We start from the raw sequence: 25,807 nt of genomic DNA, 5'->3' as shown, positions 1-25,807 counted from the left end.
GTCTGCGGACATGACCACACAGTGCCTTCATTGCAGCCAGGATATTCCACCTTCCCAGGGGGGTGAATTCTGCTGCCATGGCTGCGAGGCGGCCTATCACTTGGTCCGAGGACTGGGGCTGGAGGGATACTATGCGAGGCGTTGCGTCGATCCCGCCCAGCGGCCGCTCCGGCCCGAGGATGGCGGGGCGCCTATCGACTACGGCACCCATGTCCATGAAGACGAAGGGGGAATCCAGGGCCTCAACCTGATGGTCGAGGGACTGCATTGCGCCGCCTGCGTCTGGCTGATCGAATCCATCCTGTCGCGCCAGCCCGGTGTGGTGACCGCCAGGGTCAACATGACCACCCGCCGCTTGGTTCTCAAGTGGCGCAAGGGCGAGGCGGAAGCCGACGCCCTGGTGGGGGCGGTCAATGGGGTGGGCTACCGTCTCGTGCCTTTCGACCCCGGCGTGATGGACCGGGAGAATGCCCGCCAGGAGAAGGAATTGCTGCGCGCCATGGCGGTGGCAGGCTTCGTCGCGGGCAACGTGATGCTGTTTTCGGTCTCGGTCTGGGCCGGGCATGTCTCGGGCATGGGGCAAGCGACCCGCGACTTGATGCACTGGCTGTCGGCCCTCATCACCCTGCCGGCCATCGCCTATGCGGGGCGGCCCTTCTTCCACTCCGCCCTGGCGGCGCTCCGGCACCTTCGCACCAACATGGACGTGCCGATCTCCGTCGGCGTTCTGCTGACGGCCGGCATGAGCCTGTGGGAGACGGTGCGGGGCGGCCCCCATGCCTATTTCGATTCGGCGATCATGCTGCTGTTCTTCCTGCTGATCGGTCGCTACCTGGACCGGCGGGCGCGGGGGCGGGCGCGGGCCTCGGCGGAACATCTGCTCACCCTGTCCGCCCTGGCGGTGACCGTGATCGACGAGGAAGGCCGGCGCCACATGCTGCCTCCGGCTCGAGTCAAGGCGGGCATGACGGTCCTGGCGGTGGCCGGAGACCGCATCGGGGTCGACGGCACCGTGATCGCCGGGCGGAGCGACATCGACACCAGCCTGATTTCGGGCGAGACCCTGCCCCAGCCGGTGGAAGCGGGCAGCCGGGTTTTCGCCGGGACGCTGAACCTGTCGGGCCCCTTGACCTTGCGGGTGGATGCGGTGGGCGAAGGCACGCTGCTGGCCGAAATCGTCCGCCTGATGGAAGCGGCCGAACAGGGGCGCGCCAAATACGTCGCCCTGGCCGACCGGGTGGCGCGGTTCTATGCCCCGGTGGTTCATCTTCTTGCGCTCTGCACCTTCCTGGCCTGGGTTTTCGGGGGTGGCATGGCATGGCAGGAAGCCCTGCTGATCGCCGCCGCCGTGCTTATCATCACCTGTCCCTGCGCGCTGGCGCTGGCGGTACCGGTGGTGCAGGTGGTGGCTTCCGGGCGTCTGCTGCGCCAGGGCATCCTGGTCAAGTCGGGATCGGCCCTGGAACGCCTGGCCCGCACCGATACCGTAGTCTTCGACAAGACCGGCACCCTGACCCTGGGGAGGGCCGAGCCCATCGCCCTGGACGGCCTGCCGCCCGACGACCTGCGCTTGGCTACGGCCATGGCGGGAGCCAGCCGCCATCCGCTGGCCCGCGCGCTGGTCAAGGCGATGCCGGGCGTCCCGGTGGCGGCGGGGGTGGAGGAAATTCCCGGCCGCGGGCTCAGGCTGGGCGACGTCCGCCTGGGCAGCCGGGCCTGGATCGGGGCGCCGGAAGCGGCGGGCGAGATCGAGGGGCCGGAACTCTGGCTCCATAGGCCCGGCACGGCGCCGCTCCGTATCGCCTTTTGCGATCCGCTCCGGTCCGACGCGGCGGCGACGGTGGCGGCCTTGAAGGCGGCCGGATGCCGTGTCGCCCTGCTGTCCGGCGACCGTGCCCCGGTGGTCGAGGCGGCGGCGCGGGAAGCGGGCATCGAGGACTGGCGGGCCGCCATGGCCCCGGCCGACAAATGCAAGGTTCTGGACGACCTGCGGGCCGAGGGGCGCAACGTCTTGATGGTTGGCGACGGGCTCAACGACGCGCCCGCCCTGGCGGCGGCCGACGTCTCGCTGTCGCCCTCGACGGCGGTGGATGTCAGCCAGACGGCGGCCGATGCCATCTTCCAGGGCCAGCGCCTGGGATCGGTGGCCGAGGTGGTCGCGGTGGCTCGCTTGGCCGACCGTCTGGTGAAGCAGAACTTCGCCATGGCTTTCGTCTATAATGTGGTCACGGTGCCGATGGCCATGGCGGGCTTGGTGACGCCTTTGATCGCCGCCGCCGCCATGTCCGGCTCCAGCCTATTGGTGATCGTCAATGCGCTCCGCCTGGGGCGGAGGAGGGCATAATGGACTCGCTGCTGATCCTGATTCCGGCGGCCCTATTCCTTGGGTTGGTGGGTCTGGTGGCCTTCCTCTGGGCCCTCAGGTCCGGGCAGTTCGAGGATCTGGACGGGTCCGCCCACCGCATCCTGTTCGACGACGACAAGCCCCTGCCGCCGCCGGGAAACTAAGGGAGGCCATGTCATGAGCGCCCAATCCGCCAAGACCGCCGAGGGCCGCGTCACCGTTCCCGCGCTCCGTGCCCGCAAGGGGGCGGAGCCTATCGTGGTGCTGACCGCCTACACCACCCCCATGGCCCGCCTGCTCGATTCCCATGTGGATGTCCTCCTGGTCGGGGATTCGCTGGGCATGGTGCTCTATGGCCTGCCATCCACCTTGCCGGTGACCCTGGACATGATGATCGCCCACGGCGCCGCCGTCGTGCGGGGGGCGAGGAAGGCCTGCGTGGTGGTGGACATGCCTTTCGGCTCCTACCAGGAAAGCCCCGAACTGGCCTTCCGCAACTGTGCCCGCGTGCTGGCCGAGACCGGCGCCCAGGCGGTCAAGCTGGAAGGCGGCCTGGCCCTGGCTCCCACCATCCGTTTCCTGGTCGAACGCGGAATTCCGGTCATGGGCCATGTCGGGCTGCTGCCCCAGTCGGTGAACGTGGCCGGCGGGTTCCGCGCTCACGGCCGCACGCCCGAGGAAGCCCGGCGCATCCAGGCCGATGCCGGCGCCGTCGCGGCGGCCGGGGTCTTCAGCCTGGTGATCGAGGGGGTGGTCGAAAGCCTGGCGAGGGCCGTCACGCTCAAGGTCCCGGTGCCGACCATCGGCATCGGCGCCTCGGTGGCCTGCGATGGCCAAGTGCTGGTCGCCGAGGACGTCCTGGGCCTGTTCCAGGACTTCACGCCGCGCTTCGTCAAGCGCTATGCGGAACTGGGGCCGGTCATCGAGCAGGCCGCCGCCGCCTATGGGGCCGACGTGCGGGCCCGGCGCTTTCCGGAGGCGGAACATTGTTTCGGTACCAAGGCGCCGCCCAAGCCCAAGGCGCCGCGCAAGCCCAAGGGGAAGAAGAAGCCATGATCGTGGTGCGGACGGTGGCGGAACTGCGTGGCCAGATACAGGCCTGGCGGCGCGAGGGGGGGCGGATCGGCCTGGTGCCCACCATGGGGGCGCTGCACGAGGGCCACCTGTCGCTGGTGCGCCGGGCGCGCGCCGAAGGCTGCACCAAGGTGGCGGCCACGGTGTTCGTCAATCCCAAGCAGTTCGGCCCTAACGAGGACTTCCAGGTCTACCCCCGCGACGAGGCGGGGGACGCCGCCAAGCTGGAAAGCGTGGACACCGACCTGATGTTCGTCCCCCGGGTTTCCGAGATGTACCCGGAAGGGGCGGTGACCCTGATTTCGGTGCCGGGCCTGGGCGACCTGCTGGAAGGCGAGTTCCGGCCCGGGTTCTTCTCCGGGGTGGCGACCGTGGTCGCCAAGCTGCTGCTCCAGGCCTTGCCCGATGTGGCCGTGTTCGGTGAGAAGGACTACCAGCAACTCCAAGTGATCCGCCGCCTGGTCCGCGATCTGGATATCCCGGTCGAGGTGGTGGGCGGGGAAACCCTGCGCGAGCCCGACGGTCTGGCCATGTCGTCGCGCAACGCCTACCTGACGCCCGAGGAACGGCGCATCGCTCCGGCCCTCAACCGGACCCTGAAGGGCGTCGCCGAACGCATCCAGGGCGGGGGCGGCTGCACCCAGGCGGAGGACTGGGCGCGGGGCGAACTGCTGGCGGCGGGGTTTAGGAAGGTCGATTACGTGACCATCCGGGACGCCGAAACCCTGACCGGGCCGTCGGTCGGCCGTCCGGTCCGCATCCTGGCGGCGGCCTGTCTGGGCAAGGCCCGCCTGATCGACAACATTTCCGCCTGAAAATGAAAAGGGCCCCTGGGAAACGGGGGCCCTTTCCGGTTCGATCGGTAGATGCCTACTTCTTCTCGGGCGCCGCCGGAGCGGCCGGGGCCGCATACGGATAATAGGGAGCGCCCCACGGGCCGCCGTAGTAGGGATAGCCGCCCCAGCCGCCATAGGGATAGCCGTAGTACGGATAGCCGTAGCCATGGCCGTACCCGGAACCCGAGCCGCGGAAGCTCATGTTGAAATCGCCGAAGCCGTTGCCGTCGAAGGGACCGCCGCTCCAGGGGCCGCCGCCCCAGGGGCCCCAGCCCCACCAAGCCTTGGCGTCGCCGGCCGACAGCGCGGCGGCACCGATCACCGCGGTGATCGCGAGAGTCTTGAGAAGTTTCTTCATGATAACCCCCTGAGGTCTTAATGATGCCCACTGGGACATCAAGTCATGAACATTAGACATCACTAATTTAACTCAAGGGAGTCGCTTCGGTCAAGAGCGGACTGAACCGAGTGTCGCCGACGGCCGCCTGCGCAACCTGCGCAATCGCATTGCCCACCACGAACCCATTCTGGCCCGCAACCTTGCTGAAGACCATCAGGTGATTCTGGACGTCATCGGATGGATCTGTCGGGATACCGTTGCCTGGGTGCCCGCGAACAGTCGCTTTAGTCAGGCGCTGGACGTCTTCCGCTCAGCCTCGGGTACGGGCTTGCCCCCTTAGGCGCACCAGGGTCCAGAGGCTCCAGAGGGTATAGACCGTGGCGCCGATGCCGGCGGCGACGAAGAAGGGGTAGAGAAATCCCAGCCAGGTCACCGGGGCCAGCAGATAGATGCCGTCCTCCAGTTCGAACCCCAGGAATCCGGGATAGCCGCAAGCCTGGCCGTCGGCTAGGTCCTGGGCCTTGTCTATCCCCAGGTTGATGAACATCGAGATCACCGCCGAGACGGTGCCGGCGGCGCCCAGGACGATGGTCCAGACTCCCAGGTCGGAATCCCGAAAGCCGATGCCCATGCACAGGAACAGGGCGCCGTAGCTGCCGGCGCCCGACAGGTAGTCCAGGTAATAGCCGAGCTTCGACTTGCGCCCGGTCTGGCGCGCCAGTTCGCCGTCGAAGTGGTCGAGGAAGCGGGCCAGCACGAAGATGCCGGCGCCCCAGTTGGCGAGCAAAGGATCGCCCACGGCCAGCAGGCCGGCACCGGCCCAGGCCACCAGAAGGGTGAAGACGGTCACCTGGTTGGGGGTGACCGGGGTCTTGGCCAGCGGGCGCACCAGGATGCTGGCGAGGCGCTGGTCCCAGGGAGGTCCTTGCATGGTCATGGCGAAGCTGTGGCCGGCCGCGCTTGCGATGTCAAGGGGAGGGGAGCTATAACGGCCATTCTCCCCCGAAAAAGAACGGAACCCGCCCGTTGCTCGACCGACTTGCCGAAAGCTATCGCCGCTTCCTCGCCGCCTGGGTGGACGCCATGCGGCGGGGCGCCCCCTTGGTGGCGGCGTTGGCGATTCTGTCGGCTTTGGCCGCCGGCGGATACGTGGCGACTCATTTGCGCATCAACACCGATACCTCGGACATGCTGTCGCCGGATCTGGAATTCCGTCGCAACAGCCGTGCCCTGTCGGAAGCCTTTCCCCAGTTTTCCGACAATATCGCGGTGGCTGTCGAAGGCGTCACGCCGGATCTGGCCGACGACGCGGCGCTTCGCCTGGTCGATGCCCTCAGCGCCAAGCCGGCCCTGTTCCGGGACGTCTACGATCTGGCGGGCGATCCGTTCTTCCGGCGCAACGGCCTGCTTTACAAGGATGAAAAGGAACTGGCCGACCTGGGCGACCGCCTGGCGGCGGCCCAGCCCTTCCTGGGGGCATTGTGGAAGGATCCATCCCTGCGCGGGCTGGCGCACCTGCTTGGCTTGGCGGTGGACGAGGCCGCGGGGGGGGGTGGCGATTTGCCCCTGGAACTGGGCCGGATGCTGGATTCCCTCGCGGAAGTGGCGGAGGCCCGCAACCGGGGCGAATTCCTGCCCCTGTCCTGGCGGGACATGATGGAAGGCGAGGCTGCGGCCAAGGATCGACGGCGCGTCTTCGTGGTTCGGCCGGCGCTCGATTTCGGCTCCCTCCAGCCGGCGTCCGATGCCATCGACGCCATCCGCGAGACCGCCCGCGACCTGGGGATGACGGCCGAGAACGGCCTGCGGGTCCGCCTTACCGGCTCGGCCGCCTTGGCCCAGGAGGAATTGAAAAGCGTGGCGGACGGGACCGGCCTGTCCAACCTGCTGGCGATCCTGGTGGTCGTGGTGCTGCTGCGCATCGGTTTGCGGTCGACGCGGCTGGTGGCGGTTTCCCTGTTCAGCCTGATGGTCGGATTGGCCTGGTCGAGCGCCATCGGCCTGTTCCTGGTCGGGCAGTTCAACCTGCTGTCGGTCGCCTTCGCGGTGCTGTTCATCGGCCTCAGCGACGACTTCGGGAACCACTTCGTTCTTCACTACCGGGAACAGATCGATGCCGGCCATGGCCATTCCGTCGCCTTGCGGGAAACGGCCGCCAGCGTCGGCGGCTCGCTGGCGCTTTGCGCCCTGAGCGCCGCCATCGCCTTCTTCTCCTTCCTGCCCACAGACTATCGGGGATTGGCCGAACTGGGGCTGATCGCGGGAACGAGCATGTTCGTGGCCCTGATCGCCAACATGACGGTCCTGCCGGCCTTCCTGACTCTCCTTCCTCTCGGCCCGCAGCACGCGGTGCCGACGGGCGAGGAGACCGATCCCTTGCAGGCCTTCGTCTGCCGCCATGCCCGCCCCCTCGCCTGGGGGGCCGGAATCCTGGGGCTCCTGAGCCTGCTGACCCTTCCCTGGGCGCGCTTCGATTTCGATCCGCTCAACCTCCAGAATCCCCGCGGCGAGGCCATACGGACCCTGTTCGACATGATGGCAGACGGCAATCCCGGCCCCTATTCCATCACGGTCCTGGCTAAGAATCTGGCGGAAGCGGACGGCATCGCGGCGAAACTGAAGGGGCTTGCCCAGGTCGAGAGCGCGCGCACCCTTTCCGACTACGTGCCGCGCGACCAGGACCGGAAGCTGGAGACGCTGGAAGCGATGGCGATGTTCCTGCTGCCGGCCCTTACCGACGAAGGCCGCAAGCCGCCGCCGTCGGACGAGGAACGCGCCCAGGCCTTCGCCGACATCAAGGGCCGGATGGACCGTCTGGCCGGGACGCCGCTGGAGACGGCGGGGGCGCGGCTGCGGCGCGCCCTGGAAGCGGGCGGGGAGGCCGAACTTGAACGCCTGTGGCTGTCCGGATTGCCGGGGCGCCTGGAGGCCTTGCGCCGCGCCCTGGCGGCCGGCCCCGTGGTCATGGCCGATCTTCCGCCCGGCTTGCGGGCGCGGGAAGTGGCTGCGGACGGGCGGGCGCGGATCACCGTCCAGCCGAAGGAAAGCGGCCGCGATCCCGCCGCCCTGAAGCGCTTCGTGGAAGCGGTGCGGGCCGTCGCGCCGGGGGCGACCGGATCGCCGGTGGTCATCCTGGAAGCGGGCAATACGGTGGTCGGCGCCTTCCGCCAGGCCGCCCTGCTGTCCATGGCGCTGATCGCCATGCTGATCGCCCTGGTGCTTCGCGATCTCCGCGAGACGCTGCTGGTCTTCGCGCCCCTGGTCCTGGCGGCCCTGGTCACCGTCGCGGCGATGGTGGTCCTTGGCATGCCGTTCAATTTCGCCAATATCATCGCCCTGCCGCTGCTGTTCGGCATGGGCGTGGCCGGGGGTATCCATCTGGTGCTCCGGGAACGGCGGGAAAGTTCCATCGCCGGCGTTTTGGGGACCAGCACGCCGCGCGCCGTCTTTTTCAGCACGCTGACGACGGTGGGCGCCTTCGGGGCCCTGGCGGCTTCCGAGCATCCGGGAACCGCCAGCATGGGAATCCTGCTGACGCTGGCCATCACTCTCGTCATGTTGTGCACGGTGTTCGTCCTGCCGGCCCTGATGGTCCTCAGCCCGGCAGCCAAGGCAAGAAACGAAGAGGTTCGCAATCCATGAATTCGGCGACTTCCACCCCTCTGCTGCCCGTCATCCGCCCGCTGTCGCGTCCCGTCTCGCGCCTGCTGGTGAAGCTGCCCTTCACCGCCAACCAGGTGACCGCCGCATCGCTGGTCTTCGGGCTGGCCTGCAACTGGGCCCTGACCCTGGGGACCTGGGAATGGGCGGTGTTCGGCGGCGTGATGATGGTGCTCTGCTACCTGTTCGACAATTCGGACGGCGACGTGGCGCGGGCCAAGAACCAGTGTTCGGAATTCGGCAGGCGCTTCGACAGTTTCGTCGACTGGATCGTGCACGCCAGCTTCTTTCCCTGTCTCGGCATCGGCTGGGCGGGGGTGACGGGCAACGACCTGTGGCTCTGGCTGGGCTGGATCGCCTGTGCCGGCGGGACCGTCAACTACGCGGTCGGCTTCCTGGTCGAGGCCCGCGAGAAGCGCCAAAAGGGCGACGAGGCCCGGACCGGCCACGAAGCGCCGGAAGAATCCAGGCGCCCCCGGACGGCCGGAGAATGGGCGGTCTTCATCTTCCGCGAACTGTTCCGCGCCGACTTCTGCTTCATCGTCCTGGCCCTGGCCCTGGCGGATGGGCTTTGGCTGTTGTTGCCGGCCGGGGCCATCGGCTCGCAGGTCTATTGGCTGGCCCAGTTCGCCAAGGGCGCCAACGAGTTCCACGTCTGATGGTTCTTCGCCTCGCCAGGATTCTGTACTGGCTGCTCGCCCTGGGTCTCCTGGGGCTGGTGCTGTTCCAGGTGGACCTGGCCGCGGCCTGGGACCAGGCTTGGCAGGTCGGCTGGGGCATGCTGTGGCTGCTGGCTCTCTATTTCGCCGCCTTCCTGATCGACTCCTACACCTGGCAGATGGCCCTGGTGGAAGTGTCCCTGGGGCCTCGCTGGCTTTACCGGACCTGGAAGGTGCGGATGGTGGGCGAGGTCTTCAACACCGTCATCCCGGCCGCCGGATTCGGCGGCGAGCCGGTCAAGGCGGAACTGCTGAAGAAGCATTATGGCATCGACTACCGGGCGGGAGCGGCGTCGCTGATCCTCGCCAAGACCATCAACACCCTGGCCCTGGTGCTGTTCCTGGCGGTCGGTTTCGCCCTCATGTGGGGCGCGCCGCAACTGGGGTCGGCATTCCATTGGGTGGCGGCGGCGGGCCTGGGAGCCTTCGCCCTGGGGGCATGGCTGTTCTACGCCGTGCAGCGCTGGCAGGCGAGTTCCCTGGCCGGCACCTGGCTGGCCGGCTTCCGCTTCGCCCGCCGATTCGACGACGCGCTGCACCATGTCCGCGACATGGACGAGCGGCTCATGCGTTTCTATACCCGATACAAGGGCCGCTTCGCGGGCGCCCTGTTCCTGGCCTGGGTGAACTGGGCCCTGGGGGCGGTGGAAATCTACTACACCCTGCTGTTCCTGGGCCATCCGGTGACCCTGGCCGAGGCCTGGATCATCGAATCGGCAACCCAGTTGGTGCGTGCCGGAGCCTTTTTCATCCCGGCCGGCATCGGCGCCCAGGAAGGGACCTTCCTGGTGATCCTGGCGGCCATGACGGGTTCGCCCACGCTCGGGGCGGCGGTCGCCGTGGTGCGGCGGTTCCGCGAGGTGCTCTGGCTGGTCTGGGGGGCCTTGCTGGGCTTCCTGTTCACAAAAGCCCGCCTTGTCATACCAACCGGCCAATGATTACGGTGACAGTGGGCATAATGCCCGCCTCGCAAACCCGCACCGTCACTGGGTCTGCAGTCATCCCGCCCTTCGCCTTGCCAATTCGCGGCGGGCCGCGTCGGCGAGGAAGGCGGAGCGGTTGGTCGCCAGGGCATCGATCTGGGCGAGCAGGTTGGCGTCGATGGTGATGTTGGTGCGCACCGTCCGCCCCGGAGCTTCCGCCGGAACGGGAACGATGGCGGCGACCCGGATGCCGGGTTCGGCCCTCACCTCGGCCAGGGGGGTCGGATCGGGGAGGGGGGCGCCGTCCTCGGCCATTCCCGCCAGGTGGAGGGCCAGGGCCTCCATGGCCTCGGAGAAGGCCTCTTCCAGGGTATCGCCGGCACTGACGCAGCCCGGCAGATCGGGAAAGAATACCGCGAAGCCGGGCTCCTCGCCGCTTTCGATGATGGCGGGATAGATGATCTGGCTCATTGCTTTCTCCCGATCAAGGTAACACCTCGCTTTGGCGTTCGATGGAACGGAGCGTGCCAATCTTCAAATCCTTGCGGGGATGCGGCACCGTCACCCGTCCGCCCGGAGCCTGCGGATGACCTCGCGGCTGTCCATGCCTCCTCCACCATCAGGGCAGGAATTATACACACGAATGCCCATTGCATCAAGCCGACGAACGTCGCCTCACATGAACCCACAGGGGTTCACGTCCACCTGCGCCCGCACCTTGCGGGGCGCGCGGGCGCGGCAAGTCGATGCGCGGCCGGAAAGCGTTCTGGATTTATACCAACCGGCCAATGCTTTGACCGGTTGGTATCTTTATTCTTGGCCCTCGCTCCACTCGCTTGGCCGCGGCCTCAATGGCCGCTCGATACCGGCCGACGAGTCGGCTCGATCACTTGACCAGCAGTTCCTCGGCCTTGGCGTTCAAGGTGGCGACCAGTCCGGCCAGCCCCTTGTCCTTCAGCGTCGCGCGGTATTCGGACCGCCGCGTGGCTAGCTGGCTGATATCCCCGTCCAGCAGGATGTCGGCGACGCGCCACAGGGTGGGGCTGTTGGTCGTCTTCTTCATCACGTAGGTGAGGGGCACCGGCGACTTGGCGGACAGGACGATCCGGGTCTTGACCAGTTGGGTGTCCTGGGGGCCGGGGACGACCGCCAGGGTCTCGAAGGATTCGCCGTCGTGGCCGCTGAACTGGCTGGCGTAGGTGGCGATACTCATGCGCGAGAAGGCGGCGACCAGGGTCTCCCGGTCGGCGTCTCCGGCATCGCGCCAAGCCGAATCGGTCGCCACCCGACTCATCAGGCGCATGTCGAAACAGGAAGTCACCTCGGGGGCCAGGCGGTCGTAGCGGCCCTTGGTCCCCAGGGCCTTGGCTTCCTTCATCACGCCAAGCAGGGCGGCATGGAAGCGCTCGACGCTGGCCTTGGGGGAGTCCTCGCAGGCCCGGGCGGCACCGGCCGATGCCAGCAGCATCGCGGCGCCCAGAAGGGAATAACGCGAAAAGGTCATGCCTACGATCCTTCCGTCACTGCGCCAGCAGGCTGTCGGCCTTCTTGTTCAGGACGTCGACCAAGCCGGCCACGCCGCCGCTTTCCAGGATGCTCTTGTATTCGGAACGGCGGACCGTCAACTCGCTGATGCCCTTGTCGACGATGACGTCGACGATTCGCCACTCGCCCTTGAAGGACTTGCCGAAGTAGGCGATGTCGATGACGTCGCCGTCGCTCTTCTTCAGATGGGTCTGCACCAAGGTGGTTTCCTGCGGGCCCTGGCCTTCGGCAACGACGGAAAAGGTCTCGCCGGAATAGCCGTCGAACAGGGTGGCGACGGTGGCGATGCTCATGCGGCGGAAGGCGGCGGTCAGCCGTTCCCGTTCTTCCGGCGGCGTTTGGCCCCAGAGGGGGCCCAGGATCACCCGAATCATGGTGTGGACGTGGAAGGTGCGGTCGATGCTGGGCGCCAGGCGGTCGAATCGAGCCTTGGGGCTCAGGTTCTTGGCTTCCTTCATGACGGCGACCAGATCGGACTGGAAGCCGCCCACCACGGCGGAGGCGGTGGGGGCGGCGGAAGAGGGAAGGCTGCTGCCGGCGACCAGCAGAAGGGCGGCGGCAAGCTTGCGAAGGCTGGAAAACATGGGGCGACGGGTCTCCCTATGGCGGATACTGGACGGCAGACTAAGGATTCGCGCTGCCCGAAGCAATGGACGCCTTGATCTGATGCATTTTTGCCACAAGGGGGCGTGGTTCGCGGGTTTGTGGGTTGCGAGCGGGGGGAAGTTCGCGTACAAGAAAAATCAACGTGGGTGATCCTTTTCCACACCGGGCGGCCTGTTGAGGCGCTTGGAAGGGGTGGAGGGGGGCGCCTTTCGAAACGACCAATTATGGGGACGTGTATCGTGCAGGCATACAAGATGTCGCTAGTTGGGGGGATGGCTGCCGCCGTGATGCTGGCAGGCGCCGCTCCGGTGTCCGCCGCCGAGGACGAAGCGAACGTCCGGCCCGTGACCATCCAACTCGCCGCCGCCGAGTCGATGGACGAGGAGGCCAACGACGCCATCGAGCCCCTCAACCGCTTCTTCTTCTTCTTCAACGAGGCGTTCTACACCCTTCTGTTGCGTCCGATGTCCGAGCTGTACGCAGCCTTGATCCCGCCTCCGGGGCGGGAAGCCATCGGCAACGCCCTCGACAACGTGAATTCTCCGGTGGTTCTGGCCAACGATCTGCTGCAGGGCGAATGGAACCGCGCTTGGGAGACCACCGAGCGCGTGGCCGTCAATTCGACCTTGGGCCTGGGCGGCCTGTTCGACGTCGCCAAGAGCTGGTTGGGCGTCGAGGGCCACGACGAGGACTTCGGCCAGACCCTGGCGGTCTGGGGGGTCGGCGAGGGGTTCTACTTGGTGTTGCCGTTTTACGGTCCGTCCAGTCCCCGCGACGGCGTCGGCAAGCTGTTCGTCGACAGCTATCTGGACCCGCTGGGGATGTGGTTGGACAACTCCAATCGCGATGGCGAGGCTTGGCTGCGCAAGGGCTTGACCGCCGTGGACGAGTACAGCGGCGTGATGAGCGAACTGGACCAGATCAAGAAGACGTCGGTCGACTATTACGCGGCGATCCGCAGCATGGCGCGCCAGAAGCGCGCTTCGGAAATCCGCAATGGCAAGGAAGGCAAGCTGCCGCCCATCCCCGACCTGAGCGAGGAGGAGGATCTCGCCGCCTCCCAGACGGCGACGCGGCCCCAGTAAGCCCTTCACGCTGGCAAGATACCGACGGCCCCGCGGAAACCCCGCGGGGCCGTTGTCGTTTCTTCCTGCTCTTGACTTGGGGCGCCTCGCGTATAGAATCCGGACAGAAGGGCGCCCTATCGGGGCCTTTCGGAATGATCGCAGGGTCCGGCCGATGGCGGATCCAGACTTATTGCTCTGACGGAGGATAAGGCCATGCGCGAAACCTTTGCTTTCCCTGCCTGCCCATGAAATGCCGCCGGCCGCGCCCTGGGCGCCGCCGGAACGACGGGGTGTGACCGTCCGACGGCCGCCCCCGGTGCCAACCTGACGAAAGCAAGACGGGGAAACGACGAACCATGACGACCAAAGCTTTGACCCTGCCGGCGGTTCCGGTCGATGAAGGCCTGTCCGCCTATTTCCGGTCCATCTGGAAGTTTCCGATCCTGGACGCCGAGGAGGAATACATGCTGGCGGTACGCTGGCGCGACCAAGGCGATGTCGCCGCGGCCCACCGGCTGGTGACCAGCCACCTGCGCCTGGTGGCCAAGATCGCCATGAAGTATCGCGGCTACGGACTGCCGCTGTCGGATCTGGTGGCGGAAGGCAACATCGGCCTGATGAAGGCGGTGAAGAAGTTCGAGCCGGAGCGCGGCTTCCGCTTGGCCACCTACGCCATCTGGTGGATCAAGGCCTCGATCACCGAGTACGTGCTGCGTTCCTGGTCCCTGGTCAAGATGGGGACCCTGGCGGCCCAGAAGAAGCTGTTCTTCAGCCTGCGCCGTCTCAAGAGCAGCCTCAAGATATCCGAATCCGGCGACCTGACCCCGGCGGATGCGGAGACGCTGGCGCGCCGTCTGGATGTCGACGCCCAGGACGTCGTCGACATGAACCGGCGCTTCGGCAGCCGCGACGTGTCCCTGAACGCCCCGGTAAGCGACGGGGAGAACGCGCCCCAATTCCAGGACAGCCTGGCCGACGACCGCGTCTCGGCCGAAGAGGGGCTGGCCGAGGGGCAAGAAGCTCTCCTGCGCCGCCGATTGCTCCTGGATGCCCTCGCTACCTTGTCGGAGCGCGACCGCCTGGTGCTGGAGGCCCGCCGCTTGTCCGACGATCCGGTGACCCTCGACGAGTTGGGGGGACGTCTGGGCATCAGCCGCGAGCGTGTCCGCCAGATCGAGAATCGGGCATTCGAGAAGGTGCAGAAGGCCGTCCTGGGAGCGGTCGCCTGATCGTCCTGTTCACCGATTTCGGCGTCGGCGGGCCCTACGTCGGGCAGATGCGGGCCGTTCTGTTGCGGGAAGCCCCCGGCATTCCACAGGTCGACCTGATGGCCGACGCCCCTTCCTTCGATCCCAAGGCGGCGGCATATTTGCTTCCCGCCTTCGTTGGGGAATTCCCGCCGGGCAGCGTCTTCCTCTGCGTGGTCGATCCGGGGGTGGGGAGCCCCCGACCGGCCGTGATCCTGGAGGCGGACGGCCGCTTCTTCGTCGGTCCGGGCAACGGCCTGTTCGAACTGGTGGCCCGGCGCGCCGCCGGCCCCGTCCGCTGGTGGGAGATTCTCTGGCGGCCGGAGCGGCTGTCGTCTTCCTTCCACGGCCGCGATCTCTTCGCGCCCGTTGCCGCAGGCCTGGCCAGGGGCGAGAGGCCCGGCAATTCGGATTGGGCCCGGCCCGTTGCCGGAGACGGAATCCGATTTCCCGACTGGCCGGACGATTGGGGCGTGATTATCTATATAGACGGCTTCGGTAATGCGGTGACGGGGCTGCGGGCTTCAGGGCTCTCCCCTGAATCCCGTGTTCGGGTCGGCGGCCGGGCGCTGGCGCGCGCCCTCACATTCTCCGACGTTTCCCCCGGTTCGGCTTTCTGGTATGAAAATTCCAACGGATTGGTCGAACTTGCGGTAAATCGCGGAAGGGCCAACCGGATTTTGGGCTTGGAGCCGGGCTCCGCGGTGATGGTCGAAGGGGTGTGACGGCCGTCACCGAGTCTTAGGGATTTGCGTGCGAGAGGATTCTCCCATCGTCGTGCCGGGAGCCGATCCTGATCCGAGAGCGGCACGATCCTACCGGGAAGCGGAGCCGAACGCGACCCGGCGGTGGAGCGAGGTTTATGGGATTTCGAATTCGATTCTGGGGGGTCCGGGGCAGCATTGCCTGCCCGTCGGCGCAGCATATCCGCTACGGCGGCAACACCAGTTGCCTCGAAGTCCAGGTCGACGACGAATGCATCATCATGGATGCCGGTACCGGAATCCGGACCCTGGGTGCCCAGATTCTCAAGCGGGGCTGCACGGAAGCCCAGTTGCTGCTCACCCATACCCACTGGGACCACATCAACGGCTTCCCGTTCTTCGCCCCGGCCTACATGCCGTCCTTCACGTTGCACATCCGGGCCGGCCACCTGAAAGGGCAGGGCATCCGGGACGTGCTGTCGGCTCAGATGGACAACCCAATGTTCCCTGTGCCGCTGGAGGCCATGCGCTGCCAGTTGAGCCTGGAGGACTTCGTCGCCGGCGACAGCTTCCGGCTCGGCAAGTCGCTGAATGTCCGGACAGCCCCCTTGCGCCACCCTAACGGCGCCACCGGATACCGCCTGGAATACAAGGGAAAGTCTGCCTGCTACGTGACCGACACCGAACATGTGCCCGGTCAGATCGACGAGAATATCCTGGGCCTCATCGAAGGGGCCGACGTGGTGATCTACGACTCCACCTACACCGAAGCGGAATTCCCGTCCAAGATCGGCTGGGGCCATTCGACCTGGAACGAGGGGCTGCGGCTGTGCCGCGCCGCCGGGGCCAAAAGCCTGGCCATCTTCCACCACGACCCCGACCACGACGACGCCTTCATGGACGGCATCGCAGCGGAAGCCAAGGCCGAATGGTCGGAAGCCTTCGTCGCCAAGGAAGGCATGGAAATCGTCTTCGAGTGACCTTGCCGGTGCGGGGCGCGGTCTTGACGCCAGACCGGGACAGGGCGAGGATGGGGGAAGCCCAATGGTCGGCTCGGGGATGGTGGATGGTGAACGGAAGTCAGGCTGAGGCCCTGCATGAAGCGCGGCTGGAAGTCAGGTTCCTGCGCGACACCCAGCAGGCCATGCAAGACGAGTTGGAACGTACCCGCTACGAGAAGGACAAGGCGGTGGAGGAAGCCATCGCCGCGGCCCATGACGAGGCCCGGCAGTTGGGTCTCGCCATCGAGGCTCTGGGCGAAGAGATCGACCGCTTCGGTTTCGAGACGGAACGTCAAGTCCAGGAAGCCCGCGCCGCCGCCTTCGACGAGGTGGCGCAACTCCGGCGCACCATCGAGGCCCTGGATGCCGAGTTGGAGAACATGCGCTTCGGCAACGACAAGGCGGTCCAGGACGCCGTCTACCTGTCCTCCGACGAATTGCATCAGTTGCGGGCCGCCGAGAAGGCCCTGCAGGAAGAACGGGACCGCCAGACCATCTTGCACGACCAGACCCTTTACCGCCTGCGCCGGGACGGGCGCGACGAGGTCCAGCAACTGGAAGCCGCCGTCAGCGCCCTGACCGAACTGGTGGGGGGCCGCCATGAATGACGGCGCGCCCAAGCCCGGCGTGCCGGAAGCCGAGGACACCAAGCGGCTCAAGCGGGCGGAAATGCTGCTCGACGTGTCGCGCAAGGTGGCTGCCATCGAGTCCCTGGACGAGATCCTCGCCACCCTGGTCGAGATGATTTCCTGGGAACTGGACGCCGAACGCTCCACCTTGTTCCTCAACGACGCGCAGACCGGCGAGCTTTATTCCCGCATCGCCCAGGGAAACTTCCAGCGCGAGATCCGCATCCTCAACACATCGGGCGTCGCCGGTCACGTCTTTACCTCCGGCACCGGGCTGATTATCGACGACGCCTATGCGGACGAGCGCTTCAACAGGTCGGTGGACGAACAGACCGGCTTTCGCACCAAGACCATCCTCTGCGTGCCGGTCAGGACGGTGAAGGGCGAGGTCATCGGCGTCACCCAGGCGCTCAACAAGCGCAGCGGCCCCTTCACGGAGGATGACCTCAAGCTCCTGGAGGCCATGACCACCCAGGCGGCCATCGCGCTGCAGAGCACCCAGTTCGTCGAGAAGATGAAGAAGTCGCGCGTCCAGGAACTGGAATTCCTGAACGTGGTTTCCGACGTGACTTCGGAAATCGACCTGGGCGCCCTGCTGCAGAAGGTGATGAGCGAGGCGACCCGCATGTTGAAGGCGGAACGCTCGACGCTGTTCCTCAGCGACGAAAAGACCAACGAGCTGTTCTCCCGCGTCGCCCAGGGCGGCAGCGTGGGCGAAATCCGCTTTCCCAACCATCTCGGCATCGCCGGAGCGGTCTTCAAATCGGGCGAGACGATCAACATTCCCTATGCCTATGCCGACCTGCGCTTCAATCCGGGCTTCGACAAGAAGACCGGTTTCTTCACCCGTTCCATCCTCTGCGTGCCCCTGGTCAACAAGACCGGAAAGATCATCGGCGTCACCCAGATCCTCAACAAGCGCGGCGGATCGTTCAATGCCGAGGACGAGCAGCGGCTCAAGGCCTTTACCGCCCAGGTCTCCATCGCGCTGGAGAACGCCAAGCTGTTCGAAGACGTCCAGAACATGAAGAACTACAACGAAAGCATGCTGGAAAGCATGTCCAATGGCGTGGTGACCCTGGACGAGAACGGCGTGATCGTCACCTGCAACCGGGCGGGCTATCGCATCTTCGGCCTGACGGCCAAGGAGACCCTGAAGAAGAAGGCCGACGACTTCTTCGCCGCCGACAACGGCTGGGTGCTGGAGAAGATCGCCAAGGTAGGCGAGACCCAGGTGGCCGATATCGCCATGGACGCCGAACTGCTCTGCGGCGGGGAAAAGCGCTCGGTCAACCTGACGGTTCTGCCCCTGGTCAGTACCGAACAGAAGAAACTGGGCTCGATGGTGATGATCGAGGACATCAGTTCGGAAAAGCGCATGAAGTCCACCATGTCCCGCTACATGGACCCGGGCCTTGCCGACCAGTTGCTGGCCGGCGGTGGCGGCGAGGACATCATGGGGGGGAAAAGCGTCGAAGCCACCATCCTGTTCTCGGACGTGCGCGGCTTCACCACCATCACCGAGAAGCTGGGTGCCCAGGGTACCGTCGCCTTGCTGAACGAGTACTTCACCATCATGGTGGACTGCATCTCCCGCGAAGGCGGCATGCTCGACAAGTTCATCGGCGACGCCATCATGGCCGGCTTCGGCTTGCCGGTGGCCCATGAGGACGATCCGGATCGCGGCGTGCGGGCTTCCATCGCCATGATCCGCGAACTGTGGGAATGGAACAAGGAGCGCAAGGCGCGCGGCGACATGCCGGTCGACATGGGCGTCGGGCTGAACACCGACGTGGTGGTGTCGGGCAACATCGGCAGCCCCAAGCGCATGGACTACACCATGATCGGCGACGGCGTGAACCTGGCCTCGCGCCTGGAAAGCGCCTGCAAGCAGTACGCCGCCCGCATCCTTATCAGCGAATACACCGTCAAGAAGCTGCGCGGCACTTACCGGGTGCGCGACGTGGACCACGTGGTGGTCAAGGGCAAGACCGAGCCGGTGGAAGTCTTCGAGGTGCTGGACTACCACACCGACGAGACGTTCCCCAATGTGATGGACGTGGTGAATTTCTTCCGCGCCGGCCGGGCCAAGTACATCAAGGGCGATTTCGACGGCGCCATCGCCTTGTTTCAGGAGGCCTTGAAGGCCAATCCGGGCGACAAGCTGTCGCAGATCTACGTCGAACGCTGCGAGCACCTGAAGGCGGAACCGCCGGAAGGCTGGAAGGGCGTTTGGGTGATGAAAAGCAAATAGCAACGAAGGGCCCGTCCCCGCAAAGACGTTGCGGTCGCCCGGCGGCGAGGGGTATGCTGGGCCATGCAGGGGGAATGGAAATCGACGCGGCCATGAACGATTTCGTGAAGACGCGCAAGAATATCGAGCGGGCTGTCATGTTGCTGGAACGGTATGGGTTGCCACCCACGCCGACCAACTTGATGGCTTGGTACGCCTATGCGGCCGACGTCGATCCCGGCTGGAGCCGCAAGCTGGAACAGTACCTCGCCAATCGCGACGCCGTGCCGACCGAGAAGCGCGACGAAATGCTCTGCCATTTCGTCCTGGCGCAATTGGAATGCCGGAAGCTCTTCCAGGGGGTTAACGGCGTCTATGCCGCCGTGAGCAACGTGCTCACCCATCTGGCCAAGGCAGAAGGAGAAACCGGCGAGTTCGGGCGCGGCCTGCGCGAGACGGCGGTTCGCCTGGAAGATGCCCAGACTCTCGACGATGTCCGTGGCGCCGTGGCCGAGATCATCGCCATGGCGGTGGAGATGGCGGCCAAGCAGGCCGACCTTTCCCGCACCCTGAAGGAGACGTCGGAAGAGGTCTTCCTGCTGCGTAACCGCCTGGAAGAGGTGCATCGCCAAGCCATTACCGACGAACTTACCGACCTCGGCAACCGCCGCTACTTCGATGCCCGCCTGCGGGAGATGGTCGAAGAAGCCGGCCAGACCGGCAGCGACCTTGCCCTGGTGCTGGTCGACCTGGATCATTTCAAGCAGTTCAACGACCGCCACGGCCATCCGGTGGGCGACAACGTGCTGAAGCTGGTGGCAGGGATCATCAAATCGGCGACCCGGGCTACCGACGTGGCGGCTCGCATCGGCGGCGAGGAATTCGGACTCATTCTCCGGCGGGCGGCGGCCAAGGAGGCCGCGGCGCTCGCCGAACGTATCCGCAAAACCCTCGAATCCCGCGAGTTGGTCAAGCGTGGAGCTCACGAATCCTTGGGACGGATCACCATTTCGGCGGGGGTGGCGGAATTCGCGGCAGGCCACACCGTGGACGGCTTTTTCTCGGCGGCCGACCAAGCCCTGGCGGCGGCCAAGCGCGAAGGTCGCAACCGGGTCCTGACCCATTCGGGCGAAAATAGGGAGTGAGGGAGTCCGTGCGATGAGGCGCCGCAACTTGATCGAGGTCCTGCTGGTGGAAGATAATCCCGGCGATGCCAGCGTGGTCCGTGCCGTTTTCGGGGAGGCCAAGTCCCTGAACCGGGTCCATCATGCGGAAAACGGCTTGGACGCGGTGCGATTTCTCAGGAAGGACGCACCCTACCAGGGCGTGCCGACTCCGCATCTGATCCTTCTCGACCTCAGCCTGCCCGGCATGGACGGCCGCGACGTGCTGGCCGAGATCAAGCGCGATGCCTCGTTACGGGGGATTCCGGTGATGATCCTGACTTCGTCACGCACCCAGCAGGATATCCTGCGCTGCCATGAAGAACACGCCAACTGCTTTATCAGCAAGCCGGAACAAGCCGAGGATCTGGCCCGTGCGGTGCGCACCGCCGCTCAATTCTGGCTCGATGTGGTGACCCTGCCGGGGGGCTGATTCTCGATTCGGCGGCAACGCCCCATTGACAGAGCCCACGGAAAGCCTAATATCCGCCGGACTTTATTCAATCACAACCTGTTTATCCCCGGCCTGCGGGCGGGGATTGTCGAGATCCCTCACCCTATGAGCTTTTCCGAACTGGGCCTGAGCGAAGGGGTGTTGCGTGCCGTAGCGGAAGCCGGCTACGTGACTCCGACCCCCATCCAAGAGCAGGCCATTCCCATCGTCCTGATGGGCCGCGACGTCCTGGGCTGCGCCCAGACCGGAACGGGCAAGACCGCTTCCTTCACCCTGCCGATGATCGACGTTCTGGCCCATGGCCGGGCGCGGGCTCGCATGCCCCGCTCGCTGATCCTGGAACCGACGCGCGAATTGGCCGCCCAGGTTGCCGAAAATTTCGACAAGTACGGCAAGTACCACAAGCTGAACCATGCGCTGCTGATCGGCGGCGAATCCATGGCCGATCAGAAGAAGGTGCTGAACAAGGGTGTCGACGTGCTGATCGCCACGCCCGGCCGATTGCTCGACTTGTTCGAGCGGGGGCAACTCCTGCTCACCGACGTCAAGGTGCTGGTGATCGACGAAGCCGACCGCATGCTCGACATGGGCTTCATCCCCGATGTCGAACGCATCGTCACTCTGCTATCGCCCATGCGCCAGACCCTGTTCTTCTCCGCCACCATGGCGCCGGAGATCCGCCGGCTGGCCAATGCCTTCCTGCAAAATCCGAAGACGATCTCGGTGTCGCCGCCGGCCACCGCGGCGGCTACGGTCGAGCAGGCGCTGATCGAGATTCCCCACGGCCACGGCCGTGGCCACGATCACGGACAAATGGAAAAGCGGGCCGCCCTGCGCGCCCTGCTGGAACGGGAAAAGCCGGTCAATGCCCTGATCTTCTGCAACCGCAAGCGTGACATCGGGGTGGTGGCACGGTCCCTGCTGCGCCACGGCTACGATATCGGCCAACTGCATGGCGACATGTCCCAGCCGGCCCGGACCGAGACCCTGGACCGCTTCAAGAAGGGTGAAATCCGCCTTCTGATCTGCAGCGACGTCGCGGCGCGCGGCCTGGATATCCAGGACATGAGCCATGTGTTCAACTTCGACGTTCCGTCCCATGCGGAAGACTATGTCCATCGCATCGGCCGCACCGGCCGTGCCGGACGTTCGGGAAAAGCCTTCACCATCGCCCTTGGCGAGGACTCCAAATACTTGGCCGCCATCGAACGGATGCTGGGCCGATCCATTCCGCGCTTGGTGCTGGACGGGGTCGCCGCGGCGGTCGATGAAGCCGCTCACGCGACATCGGAATCCAGCGGACGCGACCACGGCCGAGAGCGTGGCCGCGGGCGGGGACGCGATCGCGATCAGGATCGCAATCGGGACCGGGGCGGGCGCGGCCGCGACCGCGACAGGGATCGTTCTTCCCGGGAATCCGAGGCCGTTCCGAGGGCCGAGGCACGCGAGGCGGAACCCCCCGTGCCTCAGTCGCGCGAAGAGGAACGCCGGCCACGCCGGACGGAACGCCAACCGCGCCAAGCGGAGCGAGAGCGGCCGAAGGACCGGCCTCGGGAGGGCGACCATCGCCGCCGCCATCGGGAAGACAGGGAAGACGGGCCGCCGGTCAAGGGGCTGGGCGACCATGTTCCCGCTTTCCTGTTGCGAGCGCCCGCGCCATCGCGCGGGCCGGCGAAGGAAGACGACGACGAGGAATAATCGCGAGTCATTGGGGGGGCCGGGCAATGAACGCCGATAAGTTCGAAGGCCAGATCGACGAGGAGTTCCTGGGCGAGGCCCGGGACACGCTGACCACCTTCTCGGTGACGCTCAGCAACATGCGGTCCGGGGTGGGCGACAAAGGGGAAGCCTTGGCCCGCTTGGCTCGCGAGTGCGCCCGCCTGCACCAACTCGCCCATTGGGCCAATCATCCGCTCATCGACTTGGCGGTACGCCGCCTGGAAAGCTACGTCGAAGGCATCACCGACGTGACGCCCTCGGCCCTGGGCGACATCGACGTCTTCCTGATGGTGTTGGAAAGCATTCTGGAAGGCGAAATCGACGGCCGGGCCGACGAGGGAGAATTCGTCCGCTCCCTGCCGGTGCCGCGGCCGATGGACATGTCGGACCTCGATCACCTGGACATCGAAATACTGCTGGTCGAACCCCAGCGTGCGTCGGCCCGCATTTTCGAACGGGAACTGAGGGCGGCCGGCTACCGCGTCACCACGCTGACCAAATCGTACGAGGCGCTGGAACTGGCGGTGCGCACGCGGCCCGACATGGTGATCTCGTCCTTCATGCTGGATGCCCTGTCCGGCATCGATTTTTGCCGGGCTTTGGCGGCCATCGAACGCACCCAGTCCATTCCCTTCGCCTTGCTCACCTCCTTCGAGGCGGGGCACGCGGCGCTCAAAGGCTTGCCGGAAAGCGCCGGCATCATCCGCAAGGACTCCAACTTCGGCCAGGACCTGGCCGATGCCTTCGAGCGCTTCCATATCACCTGACTCGATTTCCGTTTCCGTCCGGCGACGTTCTTTCTCGTTGTCGCGGCGCGCATCGTGTTATAAGGGCTCCAGAGGGGCTTCCAACCGCCTGGGGGAACGAACCGCCATGGCCGCCATTCTGGTCCTCAACGGGCCGAACCTGAACCTGCTGGGTGTCCGGGAACCGGGCATCTACGGTAACGCGACCCTGGCCGACATCGAGACGGCCTGTCGGCGGCGTGCCGAATCGCTGGGGCTGGGGATGGATTTTCGCCAGTCCAACCAGGAAGGCGACTTGGTGACCTGGATACAGGAGGCGCGCGGGCACTTCGACGCCATCCTGCTGAATGCTGGAGCCTATACCCATACCTCGGTCGCTATTCTGGATGCCCTGCTGGCGTCGGGGGTGCCGGCCATCGAGGTGCACTTGTCGAACATCCACCAGCGCGATACCTTTCGCCATCATTCCTATGTCTCCAAGGCCGCCAGGGGCGTGATCGTGGGGCTGGGGCCGCTGGGCTACGAACTGGCGATCGAGGCCGCCGCGCGGCTGATCGCGAAATGACAGCAGGACCGAGGGGTTCATGACCAACAAAGCGAACAAGATGGACATCGATGCCGATCTGATCCGCACCGTGGCCGACATCCTCCGGGACAAGGACCTGAGCGAGATCGAAGTGGGCCGCGACGACTGGTACGTGCGCGTGGCGCGTGGCGGTCCGGCGCCCGCCCCCATGGTCCACCACGCCCCGGCGCCGGTGGTCCACGGGGCTCCGGCAGCGACGGCCGTCGGGGGCGGCGGGGCGGCCGATCCCTACTCCGGCCATCCCGGCTTGGTGGTCTCGCCCATGGTGGGCGTGGTCTACACATCGCCCGAACCGGGCACGCCGCCGTTCGTCAAGGTGGGGGACACGGTGTCGGAAGGCGATACCCTGGTGCTCATCGAAGCGATGAAGGTCTTCAACCCGATCAAGTCTCCCAGGGCCGGGCGCGTCGTCCACATGATGGTCAGCAGCGAGGACCCGGTGGAATATGGCGAGCCCCTGCTGGTCATCGAGTAGGCCGCGATGTTCGAAAAGGTCCTGATCGCCAACCGGGGCGAGATCGCCCTTCGCATCCACCGCGCCTGCCGCGAGATGGGCATCCGCACGGTGGCCGTCCATTCGACGGCGGATGCCGACGCCATGCATGTGCGCCTGGCCGATGAGGCCATCTGCATCGGCCCGCCGCCGGCCCGCGACAGCTACCTGAACCAAAAGGCGATCCTGACCGCGGCGACGATCACCAACGCCGAGGCCATCCATCCCGGCTACGGTTTTCTTTCCGAGAACGCCGACTTCGTGCAGAAGGTGGAGGAACACGGCTTCACCTTCATCGGCCCCTCGTCCCAGCATATCCGCCTGATGGGCGACAAGATCGCCGCCAAGCGGGCGGTGATGGAGGCTGGGATTCCGGTCGTGCCGGGTTCTGACGGCGGGCTGCGGGACGTCGATCACGCGGTCGAGGTGGCCGCCCAGATCGGCTATCCGGTGCTCATCAAGGCCACGGCCGGCGGCGGTGGGCGCGGCATGAAGGTGGCCAAGGGGCCCGACGAGTTGCGCACCGCCTACCAGATGGCGGTCAGCGAGGCCACGGCGGCCTTCGGAAACGGCGAAGTCTACATGGAGAAGTACCTCGCCAAGCCGCGCCACATCGAGATCCAGATCCTGGCCGACCACCATGGCAACGTGGTGCACCTGGGAGAGCGCGACTGCTCCCTGCAGCGCCGCCATCAGAAGCTTCTGGAGGAGGCGCCGTCCCCGGCGCTCAACGAATCCCAGCGCCAGCAGATCGGCGAGTTGGCGGCCGACGCGATTCGCAAGATCGGCTACCACAGCGTCGGTACCATCGAGTTCCTGTACGAGGGCGGCCGCTTCTACTTCATCGAGATGAATACCCGCCTGCAGGTCGAGCATCCGGTGACCGAGATGGTCACCCGCCTCGATCTGGTGCGCGAGATGGTGCGCGTCGCCTCGGGCGCCCCCCTGGGCTACACCCAGGAGGATATACGATTGGCCGGCCACGCCATCGAATGTCGCATCAACGCGGAGAATCCGGATACTTTCGTGCCTTCCCCGGGCACCGTGGGGGCGTACCATGCGCCGGGCGGACTTGGGGTGCGTGTCGATTCCGCGCTTTATACCGGCTACCGGGTGCCGCCCACCTACGACAGCATGATCGCCAAGCTGATCGTGCACGGCGCCAACCGCAACGAATGCCTGATGAGGCTACGCCGGGCCCTGGAGGAATTCGTCATCGATGGCCTGGAAACCTCCATCCCGCTGCACCAGCGCCTGATTACCGACCCGGACTTCCAGAACGGCAACTACGATATCCATTGGCTGGAAAAATTTGTCGGGAAGAAAACATGACTATGTATTTATCGCGATGCGGGGTCCTCTTGACCGGGACGATCGGATAAGTCCATGGAGGCTTCGCGTTCTTCGAGTTGAGCCCGAATCCGAATCGTTCCTCTGGCCCCTTGCGGAATATGTCGATCAGCCATCGGAAGTTCCTTCTCGGATCGCTGATGATCATCCTGACCGTGCCGGTCGTCGGCATGGGGATCGTCTTCGCCGTCCTGCACGACGCCTATTTTTCCGGGGAACGGGAACGGCTGTCGGGGTTGGCCCGCAGTCAGGCCCAACTTGAACAGTGGAGGGGCGTTTTGGGAGAGGCCCCTATTGAAAATATTGGGTTTTTTGGCCTGAAATCCGGACCTGGCGAAAAATGTAGTGGAACATTTTCTCTGTCGTTG

The 25,807-nt window shown here is 65.8% G+C and carries 27 protein-coding genes; 21 read left to right on the top strand and 6 right to left on the bottom strand.

Annotated elements, in window-relative coordinates; translation table 11 throughout:
* Nucleotides 1–10: 10 nt before the first annotated feature.
* Genes cadA through panC form a run of 4 tightly spaced genes read left to right on the top strand, consistent with a single transcriptional unit; the run spans nt 11 to nt 4,233 of the window.
* Complete coding sequence (cadA, locus tag H7841_08595; protein ID MEO5336939.1) at nt 11–2,344, top strand: cadmium-translocating P-type ATPase; 2,334 nt, start codon at nt 11–13, stop codon at nt 2,342–2,344.
* Complete coding sequence (gene ccoS / locus H7841_08590; protein ID MEO5336938.1) at nt 2,344–2,508, top strand: cbb3-type cytochrome oxidase assembly protein CcoS; 165 nt, start codon at nt 2,344–2,346, stop codon at nt 2,506–2,508. Before cadA ends, ccoS begins: the two co-directional genes overlap by 1 nt.
* Before the next feature lie 13 nt (nt 2,509–2,521).
* Nucleotides 2,522–3,400, top strand: coding sequence for a 3-methyl-2-oxobutanoate hydroxymethyltransferase (panB, locus tag H7841_08585; protein MEO5336937.1), 879 nt, complete (start codon nt 2,522–2,524; stop codon nt 3,398–3,400).
* Nucleotides 3,397–4,233 (top strand): pantoate--beta-alanine ligase, encoded by an 837-nt coding sequence (gene panC, locus H7841_08580; GenBank protein ID MEO5336936.1) that lies wholly within the window; start codon nt 3,397–3,399, stop codon nt 4,231–4,233. The genes panB and panC overlap by 4 nt, the downstream gene beginning before the upstream one ends.
* A gap of 55 nt (nt 4,234–4,288) precedes the next feature.
* On the opposite strand, the gene H7841_08575 is transcribed toward panC, so the two are convergent.
* Nucleotides 4,289–4,612 (bottom strand): sulfur globule protein CV1, encoded by a 324-nt coding sequence (locus tag H7841_08575; protein MEO5336935.1) that lies wholly within the window; start codon nt 4,610–4,612, stop codon nt 4,289–4,291.
* Between the two features lie 292 nt (nt 4,613–4,904).
* Nucleotides 4,905–5,531, bottom strand: a complete 627-nt coding sequence (locus tag H7841_08570) for a CDP-alcohol phosphatidyltransferase family protein (GenBank protein MEO5336934.1) — start codon at nt 5,529–5,531, stop codon at nt 4,905–4,907.
* A gap of 89 nt (nt 5,532–5,620) precedes the next feature.
* Here H7841_08570 and H7841_08565 point away from each other — a divergent pair, with 89 nt between their 5' ends.
* The 3 genes from H7841_08565 to H7841_08555 are packed head-to-tail and all read left to right on the top strand — an operon-like array spanning nt 5,621 to nt 9,911.
* A complete protein-coding gene (locus tag H7841_08565) occupies nt 5,621–8,236 on the top strand; it encodes an MMPL family transporter (protein ID MEO5336933.1) in 2,616 nt (871 codons plus the stop codon).
* The gene (locus H7841_08560; GenBank protein ID MEO5336932.1) at nt 8,233–8,913 is read left to right on the top strand and encodes a CDP-alcohol phosphatidyltransferase family protein; all 681 of its coding nucleotides are present in this window, start codon (nt 8,233–8,235) and stop codon (nt 8,911–8,913) included. The genes H7841_08565 and H7841_08560 overlap by 4 nt, the downstream gene beginning before the upstream one ends.
* The gene (locus tag H7841_08555; protein MEO5336931.1) at nt 8,913–9,911 is read left to right on the top strand and encodes a lysylphosphatidylglycerol synthase domain-containing protein; all 999 of its coding nucleotides are present in this window, start codon (nt 8,913–8,915) and stop codon (nt 9,909–9,911) included. Before H7841_08560 ends, H7841_08555 begins: the two co-directional genes overlap by 1 nt.
* Before the next feature lie 60 nt (nt 9,912–9,971).
* Here H7841_08555 and H7841_08550 read toward each other — a convergent pair whose 3' ends face one another.
* From H7841_08550 to H7841_08535, 4 genes are all read right to left on the bottom strand, one after another.
* Nucleotides 9,972–10,367: a type II toxin-antitoxin system HicB family antitoxin gene (locus H7841_08550; protein ID MEO5336930.1), complete on the bottom strand. Its 396-nt coding sequence runs from the start codon at nt 10,365–10,367 to the stop codon at nt 9,972–9,974.
* Between the two features lie 13 nt (nt 10,368–10,380).
* On the bottom strand, nt 10,381–10,455 hold the full coding sequence (locus H7841_08545; protein ID MEO5336929.1) for a type II toxin-antitoxin system HicA family toxin: 75 nt from the start codon (nt 10,453–10,455) through the stop codon (nt 10,381–10,383).
* A gap of 327 nt (nt 10,456–10,782) precedes the next feature.
* Entirely contained in the window at nt 10,783–11,400 is a 618-nt protein-coding gene (locus H7841_08540; GenBank protein ID MEO5336928.1) for an ABC transporter substrate-binding protein, read from the bottom strand.
* Between the two features lie 16 nt (nt 11,401–11,416).
* The gene (locus H7841_08535; protein MEO5336927.1) at nt 11,417–12,025 is read right to left on the bottom strand and encodes an ABC transporter substrate-binding protein; all 609 of its coding nucleotides are present in this window, start codon (nt 12,023–12,025) and stop codon (nt 11,417–11,419) included.
* A gap of 276 nt (nt 12,026–12,301) precedes the next feature.
* Between H7841_08535 and H7841_08530 the strand changes: the two genes are divergently transcribed.
* From H7841_08530 to H7841_08465, 14 genes are all read left to right on the top strand, one after another.
* On the top strand, nt 12,302–13,132 hold the full coding sequence (locus H7841_08530) for a VacJ family lipoprotein (protein ID MEO5336926.1): 831 nt from the start codon (nt 12,302–12,304) through the stop codon (nt 13,130–13,132).
* A 338-nt stretch (nt 13,133–13,470) separates the two neighbouring features.
* Nucleotides 13,471–14,343: an RNA polymerase sigma factor RpoH gene (rpoH, locus tag H7841_08525; protein MEO5336925.1), complete on the top strand. Its 873-nt coding sequence runs from the start codon at nt 13,471–13,473 to the stop codon at nt 14,341–14,343.
* Nucleotides 14,340–15,086, top strand: coding sequence for an SAM-dependent chlorinase/fluorinase (locus tag H7841_08520; protein ID MEO5336924.1), 747 nt, complete (start codon nt 14,340–14,342; stop codon nt 15,084–15,086). Before rpoH ends, H7841_08520 begins: the two co-directional genes overlap by 4 nt.
* A gap of 137 nt (nt 15,087–15,223) precedes the next feature.
* A complete protein-coding gene (locus H7841_08515; GenBank protein ID MEO5336923.1) occupies nt 15,224–16,045 on the top strand; it encodes an MBL fold metallo-hydrolase in 822 nt (273 codons plus the stop codon).
* A gap of 86 nt (nt 16,046–16,131) precedes the next feature.
* Nucleotides 16,132–16,674, top strand: coding sequence for a hypothetical protein (locus tag H7841_08510; protein ID MEO5336922.1), 543 nt, complete (start codon nt 16,132–16,134; stop codon nt 16,672–16,674).
* A complete protein-coding gene (locus tag H7841_08505) occupies nt 16,667–18,949 on the top strand; it encodes a GAF domain-containing protein (protein ID MEO5336921.1) in 2,283 nt (760 codons plus the stop codon). The genes H7841_08510 and H7841_08505 overlap by 8 nt, the downstream gene beginning before the upstream one ends.
* 92 nt (nt 18,950–19,041) lie before the next feature.
* Nucleotides 19,042–20,073 carry a GGDEF domain-containing protein gene (locus H7841_08500; protein ID MEO5336920.1) on the top strand — a complete coding sequence of 344 codons (1,032 nt, stop codon included), beginning with the start codon at nt 19,042–19,044 and terminating at the stop codon, nt 20,071–20,073.
* A gap of 13 nt (nt 20,074–20,086) precedes the next feature.
* Nucleotides 20,087–20,524 carry a response regulator gene (locus H7841_08495; protein ID MEO5336919.1) on the top strand — a complete coding sequence of 146 codons (438 nt, stop codon included), beginning with the start codon at nt 20,087–20,089 and terminating at the stop codon, nt 20,522–20,524.
* Between the two features lie 126 nt (nt 20,525–20,650).
* The gene (locus H7841_08490) at nt 20,651–22,243 is read left to right on the top strand and encodes a DEAD/DEAH box helicase (protein MEO5336918.1); all 1,593 of its coding nucleotides are present in this window, start codon (nt 20,651–20,653) and stop codon (nt 22,241–22,243) included.
* Between the two features lie 26 nt (nt 22,244–22,269).
* Nucleotides 22,270–23,031, top strand: coding sequence for a response regulator (locus tag H7841_08485; GenBank protein MEO5336917.1), 762 nt, complete (start codon nt 22,270–22,272; stop codon nt 23,029–23,031).
* A 106-nt stretch (nt 23,032–23,137) separates the two neighbouring features.
* Complete coding sequence (aroQ, locus tag H7841_08480; GenBank protein MEO5336916.1) at nt 23,138–23,575, top strand: type II 3-dehydroquinate dehydratase; 438 nt, start codon at nt 23,138–23,140, stop codon at nt 23,573–23,575.
* A 19-nt stretch (nt 23,576–23,594) separates the two neighbouring features.
* Entirely contained in the window at nt 23,595–24,071 is a 477-nt protein-coding gene (locus tag H7841_08475) for an acetyl-CoA carboxylase biotin carboxyl carrier protein (GenBank protein ID MEO5336915.1), read from the top strand.
* A 6-nt stretch (nt 24,072–24,077) separates the two neighbouring features.
* Entirely contained in the window at nt 24,078–25,421 is a 1,344-nt protein-coding gene (accC, locus tag H7841_08470) for an acetyl-CoA carboxylase biotin carboxylase subunit (protein ID MEO5336914.1), read from the top strand.
* A 158-nt stretch (nt 25,422–25,579) separates the two neighbouring features.
* A partial coding sequence (locus tag H7841_08465) for a hypothetical protein (GenBank protein MEO5336913.1) occupies nt 25,580–25,807 on the top strand: 228 nt, incomplete at its 3' end.

The organism is Magnetospirillum sp. WYHS-4, from assembly GCA_039908345.1.
Lineage (GTDB): Bacteria > Pseudomonadota > Alphaproteobacteria > Rhodospirillales > GLO-3 > JAMOBD01.
The sequence above is the reverse complement of the archived record's forward strand: the minus strand, read 5'-3'. Positions and strand labels throughout refer to the sequence as shown.

Bases quoted from the DNA above. Each gene is read 5' to 3' on its own strand.
- H7841_08495 (MEO5336919.1), top strand. From the start codon at position 20,087: ATGAGGCGCCGCAACTTGATCGAGGTCCTGCTGGTGGAAGATAATCCC.
- H7841_08550 (MEO5336930.1), bottom strand. From the start codon at position 10,367: ATGAGCCAGATCATCTATCCCGCCATCATCGAAAGCGGCGAGGAGCCC.
- H7841_08530 (MEO5336926.1), top strand. From the start codon at position 12,302: ATGTCGCTAGTTGGGGGGATGGCTGCCGCCGTGATGCTGGCAGGCGCC.
- H7841_08505 (MEO5336921.1), top strand. From the start codon at position 16,667: ATGAATGACGGCGCGCCCAAGCCCGGCGTGCCGGAAGCCGAGGACACC.
- aroQ (MEO5336916.1), top strand. From the start codon at position 23,138: ATGGCCGCCATTCTGGTCCTCAACGGGCCGAACCTGAACCTGCTGGGT.
- H7841_08490 (MEO5336918.1), top strand. From the start codon at position 20,651: ATGAGCTTTTCCGAACTGGGCCTGAGCGAAGGGGTGTTGCGTGCCGTA.
- rpoH (MEO5336925.1), top strand. From the start codon at position 13,471: ATGACGACCAAAGCTTTGACCCTGCCGGCGGTTCCGGTCGATGAAGGC.
- cadA (MEO5336939.1), top strand. From the start codon at position 11: ATGACCACACAGTGCCTTCATTGCAGCCAGGATATTCCACCTTCCCAG.
- accC (MEO5336914.1), top strand. From the start codon at position 24,078: ATGTTCGAAAAGGTCCTGATCGCCAACCGGGGCGAGATCGCCCTTCGC.
- H7841_08475 (MEO5336915.1), top strand. From the start codon at position 23,595: ATGACCAACAAAGCGAACAAGATGGACATCGATGCCGATCTGATCCGC.
- ccoS (MEO5336938.1), top strand. From the start codon at position 2,344: ATGGACTCGCTGCTGATCCTGATTCCGGCGGCCCTATTCCTTGGGTTG.
- H7841_08515 (MEO5336923.1), top strand. From the start codon at position 15,224: ATGGGATTTCGAATTCGATTCTGGGGGGTCCGGGGCAGCATTGCCTGC.
- H7841_08485 (MEO5336917.1), top strand. From the start codon at position 22,270: ATGAACGCCGATAAGTTCGAAGGCCAGATCGACGAGGAGTTCCTGGGC.
- H7841_08560 (MEO5336932.1), top strand. From the start codon at position 8,233: ATGAATTCGGCGACTTCCACCCCTCTGCTGCCCGTCATCCGCCCGCTG.
- H7841_08510 (MEO5336922.1), top strand. From the start codon at position 16,132: ATGGTGAACGGAAGTCAGGCTGAGGCCCTGCATGAAGCGCGGCTGGAA.
- H7841_08555 (MEO5336931.1), top strand. From the start codon at position 8,913: ATGGTTCTTCGCCTCGCCAGGATTCTGTACTGGCTGCTCGCCCTGGGT.
- H7841_08540 (MEO5336928.1), bottom strand. From the start codon at position 11,400: ATGACCTTTTCGCGTTATTCCCTTCTGGGCGCCGCGATGCTGCTGGCA.
- panB (MEO5336937.1), top strand. From the start codon at position 2,522: ATGAGCGCCCAATCCGCCAAGACCGCCGAGGGCCGCGTCACCGTTCCC.
- H7841_08535 (MEO5336927.1), bottom strand. From the start codon at position 12,025: ATGTTTTCCAGCCTTCGCAAGCTTGCCGCCGCCCTTCTGCTGGTCGCC.
- H7841_08500 (MEO5336920.1), top strand. From the start codon at position 19,042: ATGAACGATTTCGTGAAGACGCGCAAGAATATCGAGCGGGCTGTCATG.
- H7841_08570 (MEO5336934.1), bottom strand. From the start codon at position 5,531: ATGACCATGCAAGGACCTCCCTGGGACCAGCGCCTCGCCAGCATCCTG.
- H7841_08575 (MEO5336935.1), bottom strand. From the start codon at position 4,612: ATGAAGAAACTTCTCAAGACTCTCGCGATCACCGCGGTGATCGGTGCC.
- panC (MEO5336936.1), top strand. From the start codon at position 3,397: ATGATCGTGGTGCGGACGGTGGCGGAACTGCGTGGCCAGATACAGGCC.